The organism is Caldicellulosiruptor diazotrophicus (genome assembly GCF_017347585.1).
Taxonomy (GTDB): Bacteria; Bacillota; Thermoanaerobacteria; order Caldicellulosiruptorales; family Caldicellulosiruptoraceae; genus Caldicellulosiruptor; species Caldicellulosiruptor diazotrophicus.
The window spans coordinates 2,073,675-2,091,969 of sequence record NZ_AP024480.1 but is presented as its reverse complement, the minus strand read 5'-3'; the positions used below and the strand labels follow the sequence as shown (position 1 = coordinate 2,091,969).

Here is an 18,295-nt window from a genome sequence, read left to right as displayed (position 1 = left end):
TCAAAATCTCTTAGCAAATTCTATAAATTGGTCTTTTGGAAGAGGTTTTCCGAACAAATACCCCTGTCCAAAATCACACTCAAAAGATTTTAGTATTTCAGCTTGTTGACTATCTTCAATACCTTCAGCCACAACCTTTAGACCTAAGATATGAGAAAGGTTAATCAGACTTTCAGCTATTTTTTGTTCTTTTATGTCAATAATCATATTGGCTATAAAACTTCTGTCGATTTTCACCACGTCAATGGGAAGCTGCTTTAGATAATTAAGAGAGGAATAACCTGTTCCAAAATCATCGAGAAATACTTTCATACCTCTTGTTCTGAGAGTATTTAGAGTTTGTATAGTGCTTTGAATATCTGCCATTGCAACAGATTCAGTAATTTCAATGCCTAAGGAAGAAAAGTCGCCATTAAGCGAGTCAACTGTGTATATAATATCATCCACAAAATTTGCGCTTGAAAATTCTCTCAACGATGCATTAAATGATACATAAAAATTATAATCTATTGACTTTTTTATATTCTTCATATCAGAAATAACTTTTACAACCACCCATTTGCCGATTTGCGAAATAAGTCCTGTTTGCTCTGCTATTGGTATGAAAGAAGTAGGCGGAACAAGACCTTTTTGAGGATGAAGCCAACGAATAAGAGCTTCTGCACCGCATATCCTCATTTTTCTGAAGTCTATGATTGGTTGATAGTAAAGAATAAACTGACCTTTTTCGATTGCTTTTCTCAAATCTGACTCAAATTCCAGTCGTTGCTGAAGTATATTGTCCATTTCCAGATTATAAAAGCAGAATGTGTTTTTACCCTTTTCTTTGGCAAGTTTTAAAGCCTTATCAGCATTCTTTAAAAGTGATATGCTATCCTGTCCATCTGAGGGGTATATCGCAATACCCATGCTTGGTGTGATGTAAAAATCATATTCCATTATTTCCCATGAAGCTGAGAATGAGTTAAAGATTTTATAAATAAAATAGTTGAGAACATTTAAATCGAGAAAGTTGTAAATAATAATTCCAAACTCATCGCCTGTTAGTCGTGCAACAAATCCATTATCACTTACTATATTTTTTAATCGCTTTGCTATTTCTTTTAACACTACATCGCCTGTGGCATGACCAAGTGTATTGTTAATCTTTCCAAAGTCATCAATATCAATACATATAAGGGCTATTTGTTGTCCTTTAAAACTTGCATCTTTTATTGCTTTGTCAAGTGCCAATAAAAAGTGGTTTCTGTTTGGCAGGTTAGTTAACTGATCAAAGTAAGCAAGCTCTTTTATTTTTTCCTGATTTTTCACAAGTTTTTTGTATTGTATAACAAGTTTTTCTTGAGTTTTTGCAAGTTCTTTATTGGTTTTTTGGAGTTCTTCTAACGCAGTGTGAAGTTTATTTTCAGAAAGGTATAATGAGTAAATTTTTTTCCGTATGAGAAAATACAAAAGACTTGCTGTGACTGTTACAAAAAGTAATCCTTTTATAATAGAAAGAATAGCAAGAAAATTTTTGGTTGGGAAAATTTTAGCTGTGAGTGTATCTGAAATCAATATCCACAAAGCGCTAATTAATGCATACAATATAGAAATTTTTGCTGCATAGTTGTTTGCTTTGCAATTTAAATCTTTATTTTTTTCTGACATTATTTATCACCACTTTTATTTTAAAAATACATTTTCTTCAAATATTTATACCCACTAAAAATAATTTTAAAAACCAATTTAAAAATTTTGTTAATTATTAGACTCTACAAAAGGGTATATAATGATATATAATTTTTACTTGTTGCATAATATAACTTTTAGAAAAAGACAGGTGGTTGTAATGATAGTGAGAGCATATATAGATGATTTTGATGAGATAGTTGTTGTACTTTCTCAAATGGTTCACTCTGTTAAGAAAGAAGATTTTAAAGTGTTTTTAAATGATGAAGAAATAGACATACAAGGAATAGACAAAATAATTCCTCACTCTGACAATCCAGCTGAAGCGGAAACAAGAGGTTATGAGATATGCGAACAAAAGGGAAAGATAAGGTTTGTTTTAAAAGAAGGACATTTTAATTATCATAGAAAACCATACAGAAAACCAGTTTTTGTAATTGGTGAAATGAACGACTGGCAAATTTCACCTGAGTGGGAGATGACATATTCTAAATTGAGAAATAGATATGAACTTATAAAGGATTTAAAAGAAATAAAGATAGGTCAGAAATTCAAATTTGCAGAAGGTGCGAGTCAAAGACTTTGGTATCCACCGGGATTTGGTAATGATATTGTTATAACTGAGTACTTTGATAGAGAAACTGCTTTTGCAAATATGATAAAAATTATTACCTCAAAGAAGCTACTGCCAAATTTAAAATACAAGGTTGTCTATAAATTAGAACATATCTGGGCAAGACCAAGAGAAATTTTAACAAGGTCTGAGTTTTTTTATCCAGATGAGCTTGGAATGAAATATGAACCATATGGCACATACTTTAAACTATGGGCCCCTACTGCATATAAAGTTAAGGTTAAAATATTTGATGAAAGCGAAAATTTCAGATTCGAAAAAGAGATGGTACGTTCTGAGAATGGTACATGGAACATCTATCTTACAGGTGACTTAAAACACCACTACTATCTTTATGAGGTTTGGCATTACAATTATGATGAGGACGAAGGGTTTATAGTGTATGAGGTTCCTGATCCTTACTCAAAAGCTTCTTCCTCAAACTCTCAAAAATCTTTTATATTTGACCCGGCAGATACGCTTATTGAAGGCTGGCAACAGGATGAGTTTGTGAAAACGATAGAAAAACAACAAGATGCTATCATTTACGAGATGCACGTGCGAGACTTTACAATTGATAAAACCTCAGGTGTAGATGAAAAATTTAGAGGAAAGTTTTTAGGTCTTTGCCAGAAGAGCCTTTACAAAGAAAAGTTTTCAACCGGTCTGTTACATCTAAAAGAGCTTGGAATTACCCATATTCATCTTCTTCCCATTTCTGATTTTGGAAGTGTTGATGATAAAAATCCTGACAAAAAGTACAACTGGGGATATGACCCTGTTTTGTACCAGTGTCCAGAGTACTGGTATTCAACAAAAAGTGGTGGAATTGAGGCATTAAAAGAGCTTAGAACCATGATTAAGACCTTGCACCAAAATGACATAGGCGTTGTGATGGATGTTGTTTTCAACCACACGTACCATATAAAGGGTGAGAAATTCTCAATTTTTGACAAGATTGTTCCTGGATATTTTTACAGGATAGATGACTATGGTGACTATTCGAATGCGACAGGATGTGGCAATGAAATCGCGACAGAAAAACCAATGGTAAGAAAATTTATACTTGATACTATAATATACTGGACAGAAGAGTTTCATATAGATGGTTTTAGATTTGACTTGATGGGACTTATTGATGCACTTACTATGAGAATGATTGCAAAAGAAGTGCGGAAGCGAAATCCTAATGCTCTTATTTATGGTGAAGGGTGGGTTATGGGAGATAGTCTTTGCCTTTTGGAAGAAAGAACAACTATTGAATCTACAGCACATCAAGGTTACTCTATAGGTCTTTTTAATGATAGAATAAGGGATAGCATAAGAGGAGATTTAGATGGTTTTAAGACAGGGTATATGCATGGAAATCTTTCTGATGTTGAGAGACTAAAACAAGGTATAAATGCAGCCATTGATGATTTTGCAAAGGAACCAGATGAATGTGTAAATTATGTTTCATGTCACGACAATTTAACACTTTTTGACAAGGCACAAAAGACAATGGTTGGTGAAGATATATTCTGGATTGACCGTGCGTGTCGGTTGGCAAATGCAATCATTTTGACGTCTCAGGGCATTGCGTTTTTGCATGGAGGAGTTGAACTTAACAGAAGTAAAGGTGGACACCCAAACACATATAACGCAGGGGATAGTATAAACAAGATTGATTGGAGTTTAAAAGAAAAATTCTATGACACCTTTAAATTTTATTGTGACCTTATAAAACTGCGAAGGGAACATATGGCGTTTAGAATGCGTTCATCAGGTGAAATAAGAAAATATCTAAAATTCTTGCCAGCACCTGATGGTGTTGTGGCTTTTTTGATTTCATATCCTTATGATGCATGGAAAAGAATAATTGTTGCCTACAATCCTTTTAAAGAAAAGAAGTCAGTTACACTTCCTGAAGGAATATGGAAGATAAAAGCAAATGATGGTGTTATATTTTCAGAAGAAAATGAGCTGGAAGCGATAGGCAGTTTTGAAATTGCACCTATTAGTCTTTTTATAGCGTATCAGAAATGATATCTTTTTGGTATCCCAAAAAATATTAAGCCGCAGGTGCGAAAACAAAAATAGAATTTGCCTGCGGCGATTTTTACTTATACTCTGGCGCTTTCTAAAAGATGATGTTTTGCAAGGTAAATTCTTACATTTTCTGATTCTAAGTTTAAAGCTTTCTCATCATATTCAAGAAGAATAATAGTAAACTTAACTCCGAGCGAGGAATAAAGAAGAATAGAGTCCTCCATTTCCTTGTTAACAAAAGAAGTTATTATAAAAAGCTCACGAAAGTTGTAATTTCTTAAAACTTGATAAAGCAAAGCCTCAAAATATTCGTTTACCTGAATTTTAATGTGTGCAAGGGTTTCGAGAATTTTTAAAAGCTGATTTGAATCTTGGGATGGCAACAAAATCTCAAGCGGCTCAAGAGTTTCTTCATCTATACCATTGCAAACAAAACCAACTGGAGTATGAGCATCCAAACATTCTTTTGCCAAGCTTGCTGCAATTTTTATTCCAAGTTCAATAGCGTTTTTGTTAAAAACCTCTTTTCTTTCGTACTCTGAACTTTGGACATTTAAAAGTATTAAAGCATCACCTGATGAGGTATATTCGTACTTGTTTACCATCAAAGTATTATACTTTGCAGTCGCGTTCCAGTTTATTTTGTTGAAAGAGTCAAAAGACTGATACTCCCTTATTCCTGCAAAGTGAAATATATCTTCATAATAATGTCTTTTTACCACAACTTCGCCAGAAAGGCTGGAACGAGGCAAAAGATTTCTTTTCAAGTCCAAAAATGCAGGGTAAATGGTAATATTGGAATTCACATAGTAGCACCTGTCATCCATTGAAAGACCGAAAAGGTCACCAGTGACAAGATATATTTTGTCAAGCTTATAAAATCCTCTTTTTGTTGCAACAAACTTATGCCGCCTTACTATTTGCTGGTAAGGTAGAAGAAAGAAGATACTGATGTACCTTAGTTTATCACCTATTACGTAATTTTTTGCGTTTTCCATAAAAAATGATGCTGAAACTTCAAATTCAGATTTTACCCATGGAAGTGGTAGAGCCTTACCGTTGTAAATTCTTTCAACAATATGAATCTCATCGCCTTCAGATTTTTTGTTTTCTTCAAAGTAGATTTCATACTCTACACTTTTGAGTCCGAACTTTTTAGTTACAAAAAAGTTCAGAGCAAATAACAGAGAGCATATTATAAACAGCCAAAAGGTTTCCATACAAATAACCTCACGCTTTTTTTGAATTTATTTCTATTATAACCTAACAGTCTGAATATTAAAATTAGAAATTTCCACTTTTAGACCCTTGACTTTTTACCTTGAAAGACGGTAAAATGAAGTTGGTAATTCAATCTACCGGCAGGATTTTATCAAAATCTACCGCTTTGACAACCTCAAAAATTTATGATATAATCAATCTTGCTTGAAAATTCAAAAGGAAAATGTGCCGAAGTGGTGGAACTGGCAGACGCGCTGGACTCAAAATCCAGTGGCCGCAGAGGCCGTGCGGGTTCGACTCCCGCCTTCGGCACCAGAAGATGTAAAATAAAAAAACCCCTTTTTGGACCTTTTAATGGTTTTAAAAAAAGGGGTTTTTATTTTTGTTGTTTTTAAATTAAAAACAAGGGGTAATAAGAAATTAAGATGGTACTAAACATAGGAGAACAATCTATGATAGTTAAAAATGTATTGATTGCAGATGAAAATGAATACATAAGAAAAGCAATAATTGAAAGGTTTGAAAATTGTTTTGATTCAGTACATCACTTTGTATTTTTTGAGGCTGCTGATGGTGAAGAAGCTTTGAACAAAATTGGTGAAAATAATATTCATGTTGCAATAATAGATACAAACTTGCCTAAAATCAGTGGATTTGAAGTTTTGAGAACTATTAAAAAAAGTTCTGTTAAAGCTCACGTTCCAGTAATTTTGCTCAGTAGTAATATTCACCGTGCAACAAGATCAAAAGCGTACGAGCTTGGGGCTATTGGAGTTATCCCTAAGCCTTTTTCAACTTTAGAAGTTTATAATATGGTACGGTCATTATTGTATACTCAGGATGAATATTTGCATGTTAATGAGATTGTACATCTTATTTCTATTTTGAATGAAATGACGAACAAGCATATCTTTATAGTTCCCAAAATTGTAGATGAATTTTTATCGGAATATTTTGCTTCATATCGCTTCTTAGCTTTAAATAGTACCTCAAAAGAGGTGATTTATAACAGAGGTTTTGGTGAATTTGAAATTAAAAAGGTTATTGGCTATTTAAACGATGAGAATAAAATTAAAATAAATTTGAATAGTTATTCGATTATAAGACTTAATACCAAGGGAGAGACTTATTACTTTATATTCAAAATTTTGAGCGATAATAAAAGATTAATTCTTCTAAAGAAAGTTTTAGAACTTTGGAGTGAATTAAATGACAAATAATATTAATTTTGTTATCTTGTGTATTATTATTATTGTTATTCTTTTAGTTATAACTTCGGGAGTTGTTTTTTTATACAAAGTTGTAAATAGTATAAATCAAAAAAAAATAAAGCAAATTTTTAGGAATTATAGCGAAAATGTCTATGATGTAATAACAGGAAAGAAAAATAATATTGATTCTTCGAACATTTACATTCTGAGTGATATTATAAACATATATTATTCATGGGTAAATGGAGAAGAAAAAAATCGGCTATATACAGCTTTAAAGAATTTGAACTTTTTCAATATTGCTATTGAGATGGTTCAAAAAGGTAATAAAGTTCAAAAACTTAGGTTTGCAAAAGTTATAAGTATAGTGGGCGAAGAAGATGATCTTAAAAAGCTTTTAAAAATTAGTATTAAAGAGCCATATCTAATAGATACAACTGTAGAAGCCATTTTCAAAAACATAGATGAAATACAAAATTTAAATATTTTTAAACCTTATTTAAAGACAATTTTTCTAAACATTGATAAATATCCAGATGCAGTTAGAAGAAGAATGGAATTTTTTACAGTTTTTGGTGGTGAAAAAATAAAAGATATTATTTTATACGTCATAAAAGAAAACCCATCGGACAAGGTTCTAATATCATGTTTGAATATATTTTCAGAGATTGCAGCATTAGATGATTTAGAAAAGATTGATTTTCTTATAAACCATCCATCAGCAGAAGTCAGATCAGCTTTTTGCAGAGTGATTGAAAAAATAGGATGTAGAAACTGCAAAGAAAAACTTGAAACCCTTATACAAAACGAAAAAATAAATTTTGTGAAGTTACGTGCATTAAGAGCGCTGAGCAATATTTCGCCTAAGAGTTCATTAAAGTATTTACTTGCCTCTCTTGAAGACGACTGGTTTTATATGAGAGATTTTGCAAGAAAAATGCTTTCTGAATTTGGACCAGTTATATTAAATGAACTTCTAAAATTTTACTATTCAACAAACGATAAATTTGCAAAGGACAAATTAAGAGAAGTGTTTTATAGTCCAGAAAATTTTGATTATATTATTAAGAGTGCTTTGAATTACAGAACTGAACAAGAAAAAGATATAGCTTTAGAAATAATTAAAATACTCAAATTGTCTAACCCATACTGCTTTTATCAAAGACTGAACGATGAAGGATTTGAATATCTTATAACTGAAGAAAGAGGTAGTGAATAACAAATGCATCGGATAATAGGCTGGTTTTCATTATTTGTATCTTATTATGTTTTGGTTTTGAATACTATTTATGCTATTTTAATCTTAATTTCTCTTTTTGGTATCATTAATTACTCGAGAAATAAGATAAAAGGAAGAATTGTAGAGATTGTCTCATCAGACTTTGCGCCGCCTGTATCACTGTTAGTACCGGCATACAATGAAGAAAAAACAATAACAAAATCTGTAAAATCATTTTTACAGATAGAATATCCAGAATATGAGGTGGTAGTAATTAATGATGGGTCAAAGGATAGGACATTGGATGTATTAAAAAGCGAATTTGACCTTTACATTGTAGATAGGAAATTTAGAAAAATTCTATCAACAAAAGAGGTAAAAGCAATATACTATTCCAAAAAATATTCAAATTTAATTGTAGTAGATAAAGAAAATGGAGGAAAAGCTGATGCTCTCAATGCTGGGATAAACGTATGTACGTATCCGTATATTTGTTCACTTGATGCTGACTCGATTTTAGAAAGAGATTCAATAGCCAAGGTTATGCAACCATTTTTTGATAACCCTGATGAAGTTGTAGTCACAACAGGTATTGTAAGGATTGTAAATGGATGCAAATTAGATTCTTTCGGGAATATAAAAAAATTAAACCTACCAAATTCAAGTCTTGCAAGATTTCAGATAATAGAATACTTGAGAGCGTTTTTGGGCGCAAGGAAAGGTCTTTCTATGTTAGGAAGTCTTGTTATTGCGTCTGGAGCGTTTGCAGCATTCAATAAAAATGCTGTTATAAAGGTTGGAGGATTTTCTGATAAAACTGTTGGCGAGGATATGGAGATTGTTGTAAAACTGCGTAAAAACTCATATAAAGAAGGTATCATGGGCAGAGTTGAGTTTGTGCCAGATCCAATTGTGTGGACACAATGTCCTGAGACTTTAAATGACCTTTCAAAACAAAGAAGAAGATGGCAGAGAGGTCTTTGCCAAGTTATTTTCATGCATAAAGATGTTCTATTTAATCCTAAGTACGGCATATTAGGATTTTTTGCTATGCCATATCAGCTTATGTTTGAACTATTAGGGCCGTTTGTAGAGATGTTGGGTTATATTTTTATACCTATTTCGTATTTTGCTCGCATAATCAATTTAGAAGTGGCTTTATTTTTCTTTGCAGTTGAGATAATGTACGGAATAATTATTTCTATTTTAGCAGTTCTTCTTGGAGAATTTTCTGAAAGAAAGTATGAAGAATGGAGAGAGTTTGGAATACTTATATTATTCGCAGTATTAGAAAATTTCGGCTACAGACAGATGACAGTGTTATTCAGAATTATTGGTACATTTGAAGCTATACTTAGAAAGAAAGGTTGGTCAAAACCTGAGAGAAAAAGATTGTAACTTGTTACTTTTTAATTGATAAGGGTATATAATATATGAAAATAACTTCAATTTGAAAGGAGTGAAATAATGCCGCAAATAGAATGGCTTGACCAATATTCGGTAGGAGTTGAGTCGATAGACAATCAACACAAGGAACTTTTTGAAAGAATTAATAAACTGTTAGATTCTTGTGCTCAGGGTGAGGGGAAGAAAGTATTACCAGAAGTTTTAGACTTTTTAGGTGATTATGTTGTTTTTCATTTTTCAACTGAGGAAAAATACATGAAAGAGTATCTGTACCCAGAGTATCTGTCTCATAAAAGAGAGCATGATAACTTTGTTGACACTTACAAAAAGTTTCGAGAGGAGATAGAGAAAGAAGGAGCAGGAGTTGCGGCAGTTATAAAGACAAACAGGCTTGTTGTTGACTGGCTCAAAAATCATATCCTTGGAACAGATAGAAAACTAGGAGCTTTTTTAAAAGAAAAGATGCAATCAAAATAGATAAAAAATTCAAAAATTACAAAAAGCTGTCCACCAGAAGGGTAGACAGCTTTTTGTTTATATGCTGACAAGTTTTTTCTGCTTTATTCTTCCAATTGAAACATTGTCTTCTTTTCTGTTTCTCAAGCTTTCAACTGGGTGTGGAGCCATTTCCCACCTGTAATCTTCACCTTTTACCGTTTTGTGTTTATCAATTACCACATGGCTTGCAACCAAATTTATATCATAATTTACTTTGTTCTGGAACCAGAAAAATGTGTGGTTGTCTTGCAAATCATTTATATTTCTGAGGTCTTCTTTGTCGGCTGTGATTTCAACCATCTGGGAAAGAACTTTACGCACATATTCACGTGTATCGCGAAACATTAAAAGATTTGGGAACTGTCCGCCAGGGATAACTTCATGCCAAGATTTGTTTTCATGTTTTTGCAAAAGTTCTGCAGCTTTGTGAAGATGGGCAATTTCAGCATCAAGATGCATCTCCCAGATGGATTTTACATTTGAGTCAACCTCAGATTCGTAGAATGAGTAATACAGATAGCACTCTGTGTATTCATGCAAAAGAAGACTTTCGAACCATGTGAGTCTCGGGTCAATCAACGACCCATATTGGGTTACATGTTCTTCTTCCACCAAGGCTACTTCCAAGTAGAGCTGTCTTCCAAGGTCGTTATAATATGTGTTGCCAATATTGTTATAAAAATTCATTGTCTGTTGTTCACCGGCTGTTATGATAAAGATGTTTAGCTTTGTTCTAATATCTGCTTTTTTGAAATCAACATATTTGCTGACAGTATCATAAGGATGTCTGTGATGCGCAATTGTCGGCCGGCCTGGAATGATTTCGACATAGTTTTTTACCAGATTGTTTGCTTGGATGTTTGAATCCATGTCCAGAAGATTTGCATAGCGATAAAGGTGGTCAAAATCCTCAAGCAAAATAAAATCAAGTGTTTGTTTAACATAAGGGTCAGGCTCGTTTTGAGCAAGCCAAGCGGTAAGGTCTACAGCTACATGCTCATATCCTATTGTAGTTTCAAGAGGTGTTTCATCAATTGGCTTTAACCAGTTGATATGCTTTTGTTGCATTTGCTCAGTTCTTCTCACCATTGCTAAATCGCGTCTTACGTTGTTGTCTGTGCAGTGACGATGAAACTGATGGGAAAACATCAAAGCTTCAGCTTCAATCCCGTTCATGAGAATTATCCTTGTTTTTGTGTAAGGGTCTACTTTATTTTTATAATATGACTTGGGATATATTGTTTTCCAGTCCATAAGAAAATTCTCAATCGGCTTTGGTTTTTCTTCAAACGGGTTGAACAATTTTTTCAAGCCTCCTTTAGATTGAGTGTCGAATAAGCAGTAGTTTTTAAGTTTTCAATATATATTTTCTCAAAGACTTTATTAAATTATTATTTTCTTGCTATTAAAAAATGGTGTAAAATATTAAAGCAAAAAAACAAAGAAGTATCAGGGGGAAAAGATGTGGTAAAAAAATCACAAGAGTATATTGTTAAGATTGATACGCTTAATCACCAGGCACAGGGGATTGCAAGAATTGATGGGTTTGTAGTGTTTGTTGACAATGCTTTAATTGATGAGGTTGTAAAAATCAAAATAGAAAAGGTAAAAAAAGAGTATGCCAAAGCAAACTTAGTTGAAATTTTAGAAAAAAGCCCATATAGAAAAGACCCTGAATGCCCTTATTATGACTTTTGTGGCGGTTGTCATTTGATGCATGTAAAATACCAGCATCAGCTAAGCCTAAAAAAGCTTCTTGTTGAAGATGCTTTTAAGCGGATAGGGAAGCTCAGCACTAAAATAAATGATGTTATTGGAATGGAAAACCCATTTAGATACAGAAACAAAACTGCACTACCAGTTGGAGGAAATTATAAAAAACCCCAAATAGGATTTTATAAAAAGATGACACATGATATTGTTGATATAGATTACTGTCTTATTCAGCATGAGTTTTGCGATGATGTGATAAAAGGTATGAAAGAGCTGATAAAAAAACACAAGATAGATATTTACGACGAAAAAAAGCATCAAGGTGTTTTGAGGCACATTGTTGTTAGAAATTCGTTTGCATTTAATGAGATGATGATCATTTTTGTTTGCACAAAAGTACCTGAGAATTTAGAGGCTATCAAAAAAGACATTTTAGACAAGTTTCCCAAAATTAAATCACTCTATTTAAACTTGAACCCTAAAAGGACAAATGTAATTCTGGGGGATGAAGACATATTAATTTGGGGCAGTAGCACAATAAAAGATAAGATAGGGAATTTAACATTTGAAATTTCTCCAAAATCATTTTTTCAGGTAAATTCTGTACAAACAGAGGTGCTCTACAGTCAGGTAGTAAAATATCTGCGTAAAATTGAAGCAGAAGTTGTATTTGACATATACTCTGGGATAGGCACCATTTCAATGTTCATTGCTCCTTTTTGCAAAAAGGTTTACGCTATAGAGTTAGTTAGAGATGCAGTTGAAGATGCTAAAAAAAGCAGCAATGGTAACGGTATTTTGAACATTGAATTTATATGTGGCCGTGCAGAGATTGAAATCCCAAAACTATTGAAAAGCGGAATTATACCCCAGGCTGTGATTCTTGACCCACCGCGAAGTGGATGTGAAAAACAGCTTTTAGAAAGCTTGGTAGAGCATAAAATTTCAAACATAATTTATGTGTCCTGCAATCCTTCAACGCTTGCAAGAGATGCTAACATACTTTGTTCGGGTGGCTATGAGGTTGTAGAAGTTCAGCCTGTTGATATGTTTCCTCAGACATTTCATGTTGAGTGTGTGGCTTTATTTAAAAAGCGCAATGCTTAAAGAAGGTGGTTTATTTGGGCGATATAAAGAAAAAAGCAAAACTTTTGAAAAAGCAGATTCCAGCAATTTTTTTAGCACTAAAAAGAAAAGAGACACCGCTTATTGCTAAGATATTTGCTTTGGTTACCATTGCATATGCATTATCACCAATTGACTTTGTGCCAGATTTCATACCTATTTTGGGGTATCTTGATGATATAATAATTCTTCCATTTTTAGTTGCAATAACAATAAAGCTTATACCAGATTCTATTTTAAATGAATGCCAGAAAGAGGCAGAAAATCTTTGGCAAGAAGGAAAGCCAAAGAAATGGTATTATGGTATTCCTATTATTATTTTTTGGAGCTTAATTATTGGAGCGATTATATACAAAGTTGTTAAAAGTATTAGTTAAAAGAGCGGGGGAATTTAAATTGAAAAAATCTGTTGGTTATTTGCTGTCTCCAATTGGACTAATAAAGATTGTAGGAGAAGATGATAGCATAGTATCAGTGCAGTTTGTTACAAAAAAAGATGAAGAAGAGCTAATTTGCCCTGTTGTAAAAGAAGCTATTTTGCAACTTGAAGAGTATTTTGAGGGGAAGAGAACCAATTTTGAGTTAAAACTTCAGCTGCAAGGAACAGAGTTTCAAAAGAGAGTTTGGAGCAAGCTTATTGATGTTCCTTTTGGAAGTGTAATTTCTTACAGAGAGCTTGCGAAAAAAGTTGGAATGCCCCAGGGTTCAAGAGCTGTTGGAAATGCCGTTGGCAAAAATCCAGCTGTGATAATTGTTCCGTGTCACAGAGTTATAAAAAGTGATGGGACATTAGGAGGATTTAGTGCAGGGATTGACAAAAAGAAATGGCTCTTAGAACACGAAAGGGTGATATTTCGGAATAGCTGTGTTTGTTTTAGAAAATAAAATTGTGACTGTTCCAATTAATTTAGTAGTAACAAGAATAGGCTGGCTTATGCTAATTGCCAGCCTTAACAAGTTGAAGTTTTATGGGAACAAGAGCTGAGTATTTTATAGAGCTTTTTTCATTGTGCTTTGCGTTATCTCTTTCATTGTCATGATGGTCATTTTTTAACACAATTCCGCTTAAATCTAAATAAATTTTTTTTGTATTTTTGGCTTTGAATTTAAAGGTATATTCGAATGGGTAGTTAATATCAAGATTTAATACATTAGGGCTAATGAGCATTTTTTTGAATTGAGCGGGCAAGTCTTTAAATTTATTTATACTTCTTTCCCAACTTATACCATCATATGAAATGGAGATATCTTTTTGGTCAATTATTAAATTTCCCTGGGGTATTTTAACACGTACAAACAGCACTCCCTTATGCTCAAAAACATTTAAACTTAACGGTACCTGTTCATTTATGAAGGTAGTACCTATCTGATCCTGGTAAAAAATTATTTTTCTGGACTTTAGAAGAGAAAGTTGTTCGGAAGTTAGCCTACAGACATAGTCAGTATAAATATTTTCCTTATTAAATACTTTTTTATATTGCGCATAATCTTTTTTGTCTGCAGAAAAATAGATTCTAATAGGTAATACACTTTTTAGATTATTCATTAGTATAGCAGAGCCTAGATCCAAAAAATATGTTTCTCGAAGGTCTCCATAATAGCCGTATTTTCTCAGGGTGTATATATTATTTTCTGGATAATATACCAAATTTAATTCCAATTTCTTTCCAACATTTAGCGGATAGTTGGAATTTTGAATAAGTTGAGGTAAAAATGAGTACTGGTTCAAATCACCTTTGTAACCCAACAGTACATTTGTTGTGTTTAAAGTTAATTTAGTACCTGTAAGGTTTTCTATATATATTTTGAGCCTTATGCCTATTTTGTTTCCTTCTGGGAAAAGAGATGAGAGATTAGCCTTTATCTTGAGCCCTTTATAATCAATTAGTAAGGAATTTTTATCAAAATCGTATACAAGGTCTTTGACTGTTTGAAGAAATTCCACCTTTGTAGGGTAAAAATCAACAATGTATTTGCCGCTAATTACAGATTCTACTTTTCTGAAAAGGTTTATTAGATTTTCGGGCTGATTGTTGTACACAACAACAATGTTTGCAATAATCAAGGCTATCAATAGAAACAATGAGATAAGAATAACTGTTTTTTTCTTTTTGATCATTTTATTATTGTTACCTCCACCTAAAATATTGTTCCCTTAGGGGTTTTGCCCCTAAGGGAACATGTAAAAGTTTTTATATTATAGGCCATCTACAGAATATACAGCATAACCTCTTGGAGGTGCCCAAACTTCTACCCAACCGTTTGCATCACAGTACTTGTTTTGTGGTTGAACATTTTGACCTGATACTGTTGAAGACCATGCATAAGCCTTTAAAGTTTTACCTTTTAAGTAACTGTTGCTTGTTTGAACCCATGCACCTTTCCATTGACTTGGATGGTCATTTATTACAACGATATATCCTGGGCTTGAGGTTGAATAACCTTTGCTTCCATAAATAATTAGATCTCCATCATCACTTTTTAGAATCTCAATGTTAGGTGAACCAGCAGCAAGCTTTTCTCTACACCATACAAGTTGTTTTATACCATTTCCCCAGCCACCAGGTGATGCTCCACCGCCTGTTGCAAGACCGTAGTCATAATAATCTTTCCACCAGATGCATGGATAACCTTGATAGGTCAAAATGAAAGCATATGCCATCATCTTGTCATTGGCTATTTCATCTGTGTCGTGATTTGCCACAAAAGTAACTGCTTTGAAAGGATTCTTTGCAGCGTAACTCTTGCTATAATCAAACACATTTGGTAAGTACCCGCCGCCACTTGTATTGTTGCAAATGTCTCTCAGAGTATAGTAAAGTGCAAAGTCAAATACGTGAGCGCCGCTTGAATTTGCCCACCAGTCAAGGGTCGATGTGTTTGCGTCCCAGTATTCACCAACGCTGAATGTGGGTGATGTTGCTGCATTAAAATCTTTTACAACCCAATAGCCATAACCTTTTACATAGTCATATCTCCAGCTATCGAAACCAGCATTTGTGGATGATTTCAGCCAGTTCATCCATGCTTTCATGTCATTGTAAGCTGGACCTGAAGCATAGCAAACATCTGGAAAACCAGCAAATGTTCCTTCGTCACCACTACAATAATTATTAGGATGAAAAGCATCCCAGTGCCACTGACACATACCGCTTGCTGTATTTGTGAAATCTGTCCAAGTGTTTGTACCAGTCTTAGGGTTATATTCGCTCTTACCGCCAGAACGGTGATTCAGAACAATATCTTCTGTTACAGATATGCCATAGCTTTTATATTTTGAAATAGCATTTTTTAATTCAGCTTGGGACCCAAACCTTGTTTCAGTTGTTCCATCTTGATAATACTGGCCAAGGTCATAGTAGTCATGAGGATCATACCCCATTGAATAAGCTCCACCTTGGCCTTTATAGGCTGGAGGGAACCATATACGATTTATACCATAACTTCCTCCTACCATGTATTTAAGCTCATACGCTTTTGAAGCAAGAGTGTCCCACCACGTGCCTCCTGCTGGCACGTCCCAGTAAAATCCCTGCATCATCACACCGGCATAGATAGATAGTGAAGAAGTAAGTAAAAATACAATTATTACTATGAGAGAAATAATAGAAAGTTTTTTGGATAATTTTTTAAATAAACCTTTCATACCAAACAACCTCCTTATTTTGAGTTTGAATTAACGATATCAAACGTTTTCAATACATCTGACCTTAAAAATTTTTATTGTTTTATTCCTCCTTTCCTATATGAATGCAATCGTTTGTAATTATATTCTATAAAAAATAGCTGAAAAAAGTCAATAGTGGCTTAAATACTTTAGTTGTTTTGGCTTAAAAAAAATAGAATACTATTTATTTAATGTTAACAAAAGGATATTAAAAGTAAGAGAAAAATTTGAAAATATATTCAAAAACATGCAAGAATATTGGTATAAAAAATTTCTAAAATATAAAAAGGCTTTTGGAACAAAAACTCCTCCAAAAGCCTTTCTTTATTATTGCTTGTATTTACGAATTTTCCTTTATATACTGGTGATAAAAATAAAAGCTGTCTTTTTTAATCCTCTTTTGTGTTTCATAGTCCACAAATATAACTCCAAACCTTTTTGTATATCCCATTGCCCACTCAAAATTATCCATCAAAGACCACACAAAATAACCTCGCAAATCTACTCCATTTTCAATTGCTTTTCTTGCTTGTTCAAAGTGCTGTTTTAAATACTCAATCCTTTTACTATCGTGCACTTTTCCATCTTCAGTTACAATGTCGTTATAAGCAGCACCGTTTTCTGTTATATAAATTGGAATTTGTGAATAATTTTCTTTAATCCACATCAAAAGGTCAAAAAGCCCTTGCGGGAACACTTCCCAGCCCATTTCAGTGTATTCACCTGCAGGATGTTCCCATCTTATTGGGAATATCCAAGAAGAATTTTCATCGTAAAGTCTAACAGCACGTGTGTAGTAGTTGATACCAAGAAAATCAGGGAAGATGAAATTTTCTTTTACTTCCTTGAGCATCTTTTCGGCTTTTTGGCTATCTAACAAATCTTTTTGAACAAGATAATTTAGGAGCTTTTGCGGATAGCTTCCTTTGAGCACTGGGTCAAGGAAAAGTTCATTGTCAAGCTGGCTGCTGAGATTTACCATTTCTCTTTCAATTTCGCTTACCTTATATCCAAGTCGCTCTGTTTGAAGGTAAACTGGAGTTAAATTTAGTGTAATTCCTACCTCAACATCAATATTGTTTTCCTTTACAGCTTTTACAACTTTAAAGTGAGAAAGCATAATGTTGTGCACAACATCCATTGCAACTTTAAAATCTTTTATTCCTGGTGCATGAATGCCATAAAAGTGACCCAAAAAAGCAATGCAATAAGGTTCATTGAATGTTATCCATTTTTTTACTTTATCTTTGTAGCGGGTTATAAGAAGCATTGCATATTCGAAATAATGGTTTACAATTTCATTGTTTGCCCAGCCACCAATGTCTTGTAGTTTTTGTGGAAGGTCCCAGTGATAAATGGTGACAACCGGTTCAATACCGTTTTCAACAAGCTTGTTTATAAGTTTATCATAAAACTCAAGTCCTTTCTGATTTAAAGTACCATAACCATCTGGAAAGATTCTTGCCCATGCAATAGAAAACCTGTAGGCCTTTAGTCCAAGTTCCTTCATAAGAGAAATATCTTCTTCGAACCTGTGGTAATGGTCGCACGCAACATTGCCATTATGCCCATACAAGATATTTCCTTTTTGGTTTGTAAACCTGTCCCAAATAGATTCGCCTTTTCCATCTTCGTTCCATGCGCCTTCAATCTGATATGATGCAGTTGCAGCACCCCACAGAAATCCTTTTGGGAAACTCATTTTTGTAAACCTCCTTAAGTAATAAAACTTTTTTGTCGTGAAATCAATTACACTCATATCAAAATATATTGCCATATAAAATTTGAGTTTGCAAATAAAAATTTTAAATAAATATAGCAAAAATTTTAGATGTTTTTTACCAATAAATGTTTAAGAAAAGAAACAAAAAAAAAGAGACACACCACTTTTAAAATACAAGAGGTGTGCCTCTTTTCGTGCA

The 18,295-nt window shown here is 33.3% G+C and carries 14 protein-coding genes and 1 tRNA gene; 9 read left to right on the top strand and 6 right to left on the bottom strand.

What is annotated here, in order from left to right; genetic code table 11:
* Positions 1 to 1,650: a putative bifunctional diguanylate cyclase/phosphodiesterase gene (locus CaldiYA01_RS10025; RefSeq protein WP_207179281.1), complete on the bottom strand. Its 1,650-nt coding sequence runs from the start codon at positions 1,648 to 1,650 to the stop codon at positions 1 to 3.
* Between the two features lie 181 nt (positions 1,651 to 1,831).
* Here CaldiYA01_RS10025 and pulA point away from each other — a divergent pair, with 181 nt between their 5' ends.
* Positions 1,832 to 4,309: a type I pullulanase gene (gene pulA, locus CaldiYA01_RS10020; RefSeq protein WP_207179279.1), complete on the top strand. Its 2,478-nt coding sequence runs from the start codon at positions 1,832 to 1,834 to the stop codon at positions 4,307 to 4,309.
* Positions 4,310 to 4,386: 77 nt separating this feature from the next.
* Here pulA and CaldiYA01_RS10015 read toward each other — a convergent pair whose 3' ends face one another.
* Entirely contained in the window at positions 4,387 to 5,532 is a 1,146-nt protein-coding gene (locus CaldiYA01_RS10015; protein WP_207179276.1) for a DUF58 domain-containing protein, read from the bottom strand.
* A gap of 228 nt (positions 5,533 to 5,760) precedes the next feature.
* Here CaldiYA01_RS10015 and CaldiYA01_RS10010 point away from each other — a divergent pair.
* The 5 genes from CaldiYA01_RS10010 (at position 5,761) to CaldiYA01_RS09990 (ending at position 9,847) form a co-directional block, all read left to right on the top strand.
* Positions 5,761 to 5,848: transfer RNA gene (locus CaldiYA01_RS10010), tRNA-Leu, on the top strand.
* Positions 5,849 to 5,985: 137 nt separating this feature from the next.
* Positions 5,986 to 6,753, top strand: a complete 768-nt coding sequence (locus CaldiYA01_RS10005; RefSeq protein WP_207179273.1) for a response regulator — start codon at positions 5,986 to 5,988, stop codon at positions 6,751 to 6,753.
* Entirely contained in the window at positions 6,743 to 7,963 is a 1,221-nt protein-coding gene (locus CaldiYA01_RS10000) for a HEAT repeat domain-containing protein (protein WP_207179271.1), read from the top strand. The genes CaldiYA01_RS10005 and CaldiYA01_RS10000 overlap by 11 nt, the downstream gene beginning before the upstream one ends.
* Positions 7,964 to 7,966: 3 nt before the next feature.
* Positions 7,967 to 9,361: a glycosyltransferase family 2 protein gene (locus tag CaldiYA01_RS09995; RefSeq protein ID WP_207179269.1), complete on the top strand. Its 1,395-nt coding sequence runs from the start codon at positions 7,967 to 7,969 to the stop codon at positions 9,359 to 9,361.
* 69 nt (positions 9,362 to 9,430) lie between these two features.
* Positions 9,431 to 9,847 carry a bacteriohemerythrin gene (locus CaldiYA01_RS09990; protein WP_207179267.1) on the top strand — a complete coding sequence of 139 codons (417 nt, stop codon included), beginning with the start codon at positions 9,431 to 9,433 and terminating at the stop codon, positions 9,845 to 9,847.
* Between the two features lie 57 nt (positions 9,848 to 9,904).
* Here CaldiYA01_RS09990 and CaldiYA01_RS09985 read toward each other — a convergent pair whose 3' ends face one another.
* Complete coding sequence (locus tag CaldiYA01_RS09985) at positions 9,905 to 11,170, bottom strand: hypothetical protein (protein ID WP_207179265.1); 1,266 nt, start codon at positions 11,168 to 11,170, stop codon at positions 9,905 to 9,907.
* A gap of 162 nt (positions 11,171 to 11,332) precedes the next feature.
* On the opposite strand from CaldiYA01_RS09985, the gene rlmD reads away from it, so the two are divergent.
* The 3 genes from rlmD to CaldiYA01_RS09970 are packed head-to-tail and all read left to right on the top strand — an operon-like array spanning position 11,333 to position 13,591.
* Positions 11,333 to 12,688 (top strand): 23S rRNA (uracil(1939)-C(5))-methyltransferase RlmD, encoded by a 1,356-nt coding sequence (rlmD, locus tag CaldiYA01_RS09980; RefSeq protein ID WP_207179262.1) that lies wholly within the window; start codon positions 11,333 to 11,335, stop codon positions 12,686 to 12,688.
* Positions 12,689 to 12,702: 14 nt separating this feature from the next.
* Entirely contained in the window at positions 12,703 to 13,083 is a 381-nt protein-coding gene (locus tag CaldiYA01_RS09975) for a YkvA family protein (RefSeq protein ID WP_207179260.1), read from the top strand.
* 19 nt (positions 13,084 to 13,102) lie between these two features.
* Complete coding sequence (locus tag CaldiYA01_RS09970; RefSeq protein WP_207179258.1) at positions 13,103 to 13,591, top strand: methylated-DNA--[protein]-cysteine S-methyltransferase; 489 nt, start codon at positions 13,103 to 13,105, stop codon at positions 13,589 to 13,591.
* Between the two features lie 52 nt (positions 13,592 to 13,643).
* Here CaldiYA01_RS09970 and CaldiYA01_RS09965 read toward each other — a convergent pair whose 3' ends face one another.
* The 3 genes from CaldiYA01_RS09965 to CaldiYA01_RS09955 all read right to left on the bottom strand — a co-directional run bounded on the left by CaldiYA01_RS09965 (position 13,644) and on the right by CaldiYA01_RS09955 (position 18,075).
* Entirely contained in the window at positions 13,644 to 14,747 is a 1,104-nt protein-coding gene (locus CaldiYA01_RS09965; RefSeq protein ID WP_238480518.1) for a hypothetical protein, read from the bottom strand.
* Between the two features lie 156 nt (positions 14,748 to 14,903).
* Positions 14,904 to 16,352 (bottom strand): alpha-amylase domain-containing protein, encoded by a 1,449-nt coding sequence (locus tag CaldiYA01_RS09960; protein WP_207179255.1) that lies wholly within the window; start codon positions 16,350 to 16,352, stop codon positions 14,904 to 14,906.
* 361 nt (positions 16,353 to 16,713) lie between these two features.
* A complete protein-coding gene (locus CaldiYA01_RS09955; protein ID WP_207179254.1) occupies positions 16,714 to 18,075 on the bottom strand; it encodes a GH1 family beta-glucosidase in 1,362 nt (453 codons plus the stop codon).
* Positions 18,076 to 18,295 lie beyond the last annotated feature (220 nt).